The organism is Hyphomonas sp. (assembly GCF_046313735.1).
Lineage (GTDB): Bacteria > Pseudomonadota > Alphaproteobacteria > Caulobacterales > Hyphomonadaceae > Hyphomonas.
This window is the reverse complement of record NZ_JBKBXW010000067.1, coordinates 1-3,707: the sequence shown is the minus strand read 5'-3', so window position 1 is coordinate 3,707 and position 3,707 is coordinate 1. Positions and strand designations below refer to the sequence as shown.

Here is a 3,707-nt window from a genome sequence, read left to right as displayed (position 1 = left end):
GCCACCGCGCTGATCGCGCCCAGCGCGCGCACTTCCGGCGCCGCCACGGCCACCGCGCCGATGAAGGCGAGCAGGTCGCCCAGCGTGCTCTCGCCCTGCAGGATGCGCCAGGTGACAAAGCCGAGCAGCGCCGCCAGCGCGAGCCCGCCAAACACTTCCAGCACGGGGTCCACCCCCGCCCGTTTGGTCAGCACCTGGAGGAACAGCCGCGAGCGCTCAACAAAGCTCGTCTCCGCCCGCCCCTTCTGCCAGCCTTCGAGGCCGTAGGCCTTCACCATCCGCGCCGCCTGGAAGCCTTCGGTGAGGATCGACGTCACCTCGCCCGTCTGCTCCTGCGCCGCCCTCGACCGTTTACGGACGGAATTGCCGAGCGAGACGACCGGCCCCAGCGCCAGCGGATAAACCACTGTCAGGATCAGCGCGAGCTGCCAGTCCTTCCAGTAGAGCCAGACAAGCACGCCGAGAACTGTCGCCGCGCTCTTGGGAAAATTATTGGCAAAGCGCAGCATCGCCTCGCGGATCGAGACGACATCATTGATGAAGCGCGCGACGAACCCGCCCGCCGCATCGCCGGAAATCCGCGCGAAATCTCCGTCCGTGAGCGCATCATACTGAACCGTCTGTACCCCGACGAGCCCGCGCTGCACCCCGGTATTGTTGAACAGCGTCATCCCGTACATCGACAAGGCCCGCGCCGCCGTCAGCGCGACGATGGCGCCGATGCCCAGCCAGATCCAGCCGAAGTCCGCCGCCCCGCCGGCGGCCTGCTCGGCGATGCCGTCCTGCAGGCCGTTGCCGACATAGTCGAGCACGGCGATATAGCCGATGCTGCAGATCGCCGTCAGGATGGCCATCAGCGTCCCGCCGATGAACCAGCCGCGCTGCGGCCAGAAATGGGCGCGGAACAGGCGGGCGAGGCTGCGCCGCTTCTCCGGCCCGGGGGCGGCGTCAGACGTTATGATGGTCCCCTGTCGCGGGGTCGAGCAGGCGGTGCGCATGCAGGATGAAATAGCGCATCTCGGCCTGGTCGACGGTCCGCTGCGCGGCCGATTTCCAGGCGTCATAGGCGGTCTGGTAATTCGGGAAGGCGCCGATGAAGTCCATCTGCGTCAGATCATCGAATTCCACCGCCGTCACGTCTTTCAGGCGTCCGCCAAAGACAATGTGAAGCAGTTGTTTGCCAGTCGTGTCGCTCTTGCTCATGGGTTTTCGCTCCGTTGCGGCGGGCGGCGGTTTCGGGGCCCGCGCCTGCGGGTCGGGGAGTTTCACCACGCCTGACCGGCGCAGTAACAAAGGATGCAGCGCGTTGCCAGAGGCGACGACACTGCGCTGGGCAGGAACCGCGCGGTTGAACACGAGGCGTTCGCCCAGATGCGTCGTCGCCTGCCCGCCCGCCTCGGTTACGAGCACAGCGCCGGCGGCAACGTCCCAGTCCGCTTTCTCGCCCAGCACCAGCGTCGCGTCCCAGGCGCCACTGGCCACGAACGCCATTCTCAGCAGGGTCGCATTCGGTTTTGGCTGGGCAAGTTCCACCACCGGCCAGGGCTCCGGCCAGTTCGGATGTGTCACGAGGCCCTCATTGGCAATCAGGCGCAGCCCATGCTCCTGGCTACGGCCAGACACGCGGATACCCGCCCCGTTCAGGAACGCCCCGCCGCCGCGCCGCGCATCATAGAACTGCCCCAGCGCCGGGGCGTAAAGCACGCCCGCCACCGCCTCGCCCTCTTCCACCAGCGCCAGGCCAATGCACCAGTCCGGCCGGCCATCGATGAAGGCGCGCGTCCCGTCGATCGGGTCGACCACCCAGACGCGGGCCTTCGCCCGTTCGCCCGGCTCGTCGAGTGTTTCCTCGGACAACCAGCCATATTCCGGCCGGGCAGACCGGAGCCGCTGGGCGCACAGCCGGTTCACCGCCAGATCCGCCTCGGTCACGGGCCCGCGCCCGCCGGTCTTGTTCCAGGTCTCATTGGCGGCGCCAATCGCGGTAAAGGAGAGGGCGAGGTCGCCGGCCTCCTTCGCCAGCGCCTTCAGGAGCTGGAGGTCTTCGTCCAGCGTCCGCTCAGCTGCCTGCAAGGTTCATGTCCTCGATGAGGATCGACGGGGCATCCCGCGTGCCGCGCAGTTCAAGATCATTGGCGGGCACCAGCCGCGCAAACATCGACGGCAGATCCCCCGCCACGGTCACTTCCGAAACCGGCCAGGCAATCTCGCCATTCTCGAACCAGAAGCCGGCCACACCGGCGGAATAGTCGCCGGTATTGGGATTGATCGAAGGCCCGAACATGTCGGTGATCAGCAGGCCCTTGCCCACCTGTTTGGCCAGCGCGCCGGGCGTATCAGCGCCCGGCCGCAGATAGACATTCGAGCTCGTCACCCCCGGCGGATCGCCGAAACCGGGCGAGGCAAAGCCATTCGGCGACAGGCCCAGCTGGCGCGCCGACGGCAGGTTCAACAGCCAGGCCGTCAGCCGCCCATCGTCAATCAGGTGCGTCTCGCGCACCGGCAGGCCCTCGCCGTCATGGCTGCGGCTGCCCATGCCCAGCGGGCGCAGCGGGTCATCGGTGAGGTAGACGCCCGGCGCGAACACCTGCTCGCCCATCCGCTCCTTCAGGAAGCTCACGCCCCGCGCCACGGAGGGTCCGGAAATCGCACTGAGGAACGCCCCGATCAGCGCGTCCGCCACCCGCCGGTCAAAGATCACCGCCGCCTTCTGGGTGTTCACCTTGCGCGCCCCAAGCCGGGCAATCGTCCGCTCCCCGGCCGTCCGGCCGACTTCCTCGGCGCCCGGCATGTCCTTCAGGAAGCGCACCGACCAGCTGTCATAGTCGCGCTCCATATGGCCGTCGCGCTCGGCCACGGCGGCGAGGCCGAGGCTCACCGATGTGCCCGTCCTGGAACTGCGAAAGCCATTGGTCGCCGCCAGCCAGCGGCTCGACCGGTTCCAGGACGCCCCGCATCCCGCCACGGTCTTGACCCCCGGCACCGCCAGCGCCGCCGCCTCGGCAGTCAGCGCATCCCGCTCCAGCGCTTCGGGGCTCAGCTCCGCCTCGCCGGTCAGATCAAGATCCAGATCGCCGCTTGCCAGCAACTCCGCGCCCGGCAGGCCGCAAAACTTGTCCGCCGGCACCGCCTTCGCCATCGCCACACAGCGCGAGGCCAGCGCCTCCAGCCCCTCGGCTGACAGGTCCGCGCCCGACACATGCGCCTGGCTCTGGCCGAAGAAACAGCGCAGCGAAATGCCCGCATTCTCCTCCCGCTCGATGCCTTCCAGCTTGCCATCGCGTACTGAGACGCTGACGCCGTCACTGACGGCCAGCCGCGCATCAGCAGCATCCGCCCCGGCAGCGAGGCAACGTTCGAGCAGCGCGGAAAGCGTTGTTTCCGGAGAATTTCTTGAATCAGTCATGCCCGTTAGATGGACCGGCGCGCAGCCCCGCGCAACTCCCGTCCGTCATCGCCCCGCGTGCGAACCAGGCACCCGGCCATAAAACCCAGCCTGTCCGCTCATCCCATAAAAGAGCCGCCAGGCACCAGCCCGGCGGCTATTGGATAGGTGCAATCCCCGGACTGGTCCGGAGACGAAAAAGCCTAGATGTCGCGGCGGGCGTCCGGCAGGCGGTCGTTGATATCGTCGCGGATATCCAGCAGCGTCACGATCAGGCCGCAGATGAGGCTTGCCGCAACCCAGCCGCCAAAGGCGAACAGGG

Annotated in this window: 3 protein-coding genes; all 3 read right to left on the bottom strand. The window is 67.7% G+C overall.

The window, feature by feature from the left end; translation table 11 throughout:
* Positions 1 to 998 (bottom strand): ABC transporter transmembrane domain-containing protein (locus ACK4SV_RS16195; protein ID WP_409918877.1); only part of this gene is annotated, 998 nt, incomplete at its 3' end.
* The gene (locus tag ACK4SV_RS16190) at positions 949 to 2,073 is read right to left on the bottom strand and encodes an inositol monophosphatase family protein (RefSeq protein WP_409918876.1); all 1,125 of its coding nucleotides are present in this window, start codon (positions 2,071 to 2,073) and stop codon (positions 949 to 951) included. The genes ACK4SV_RS16195 and ACK4SV_RS16190, both read right to left, overlap by 50 nt.
* On the bottom strand, positions 2,060 to 3,406 hold the full coding sequence (locus ACK4SV_RS16185) for a TldD/PmbA family protein (RefSeq protein WP_409918875.1): 1,347 nt from the start codon (positions 3,404 to 3,406) through the stop codon (positions 2,060 to 2,062). The genes ACK4SV_RS16190 and ACK4SV_RS16185 overlap by 14 nt, the downstream gene beginning before the upstream one ends.
* Between the last annotated feature and the right edge of the window lie 301 nt (positions 3,407 to 3,707).

Bases quoted from the DNA above. Each gene is read 5' to 3' on its own strand.
- ACK4SV_RS16185 (WP_409918875.1), bottom strand. From the start codon at position 3,406: ATGACTGATTCAAGAAATTCTCCGGAAACAACGCTTTCCGCGCTGCTC.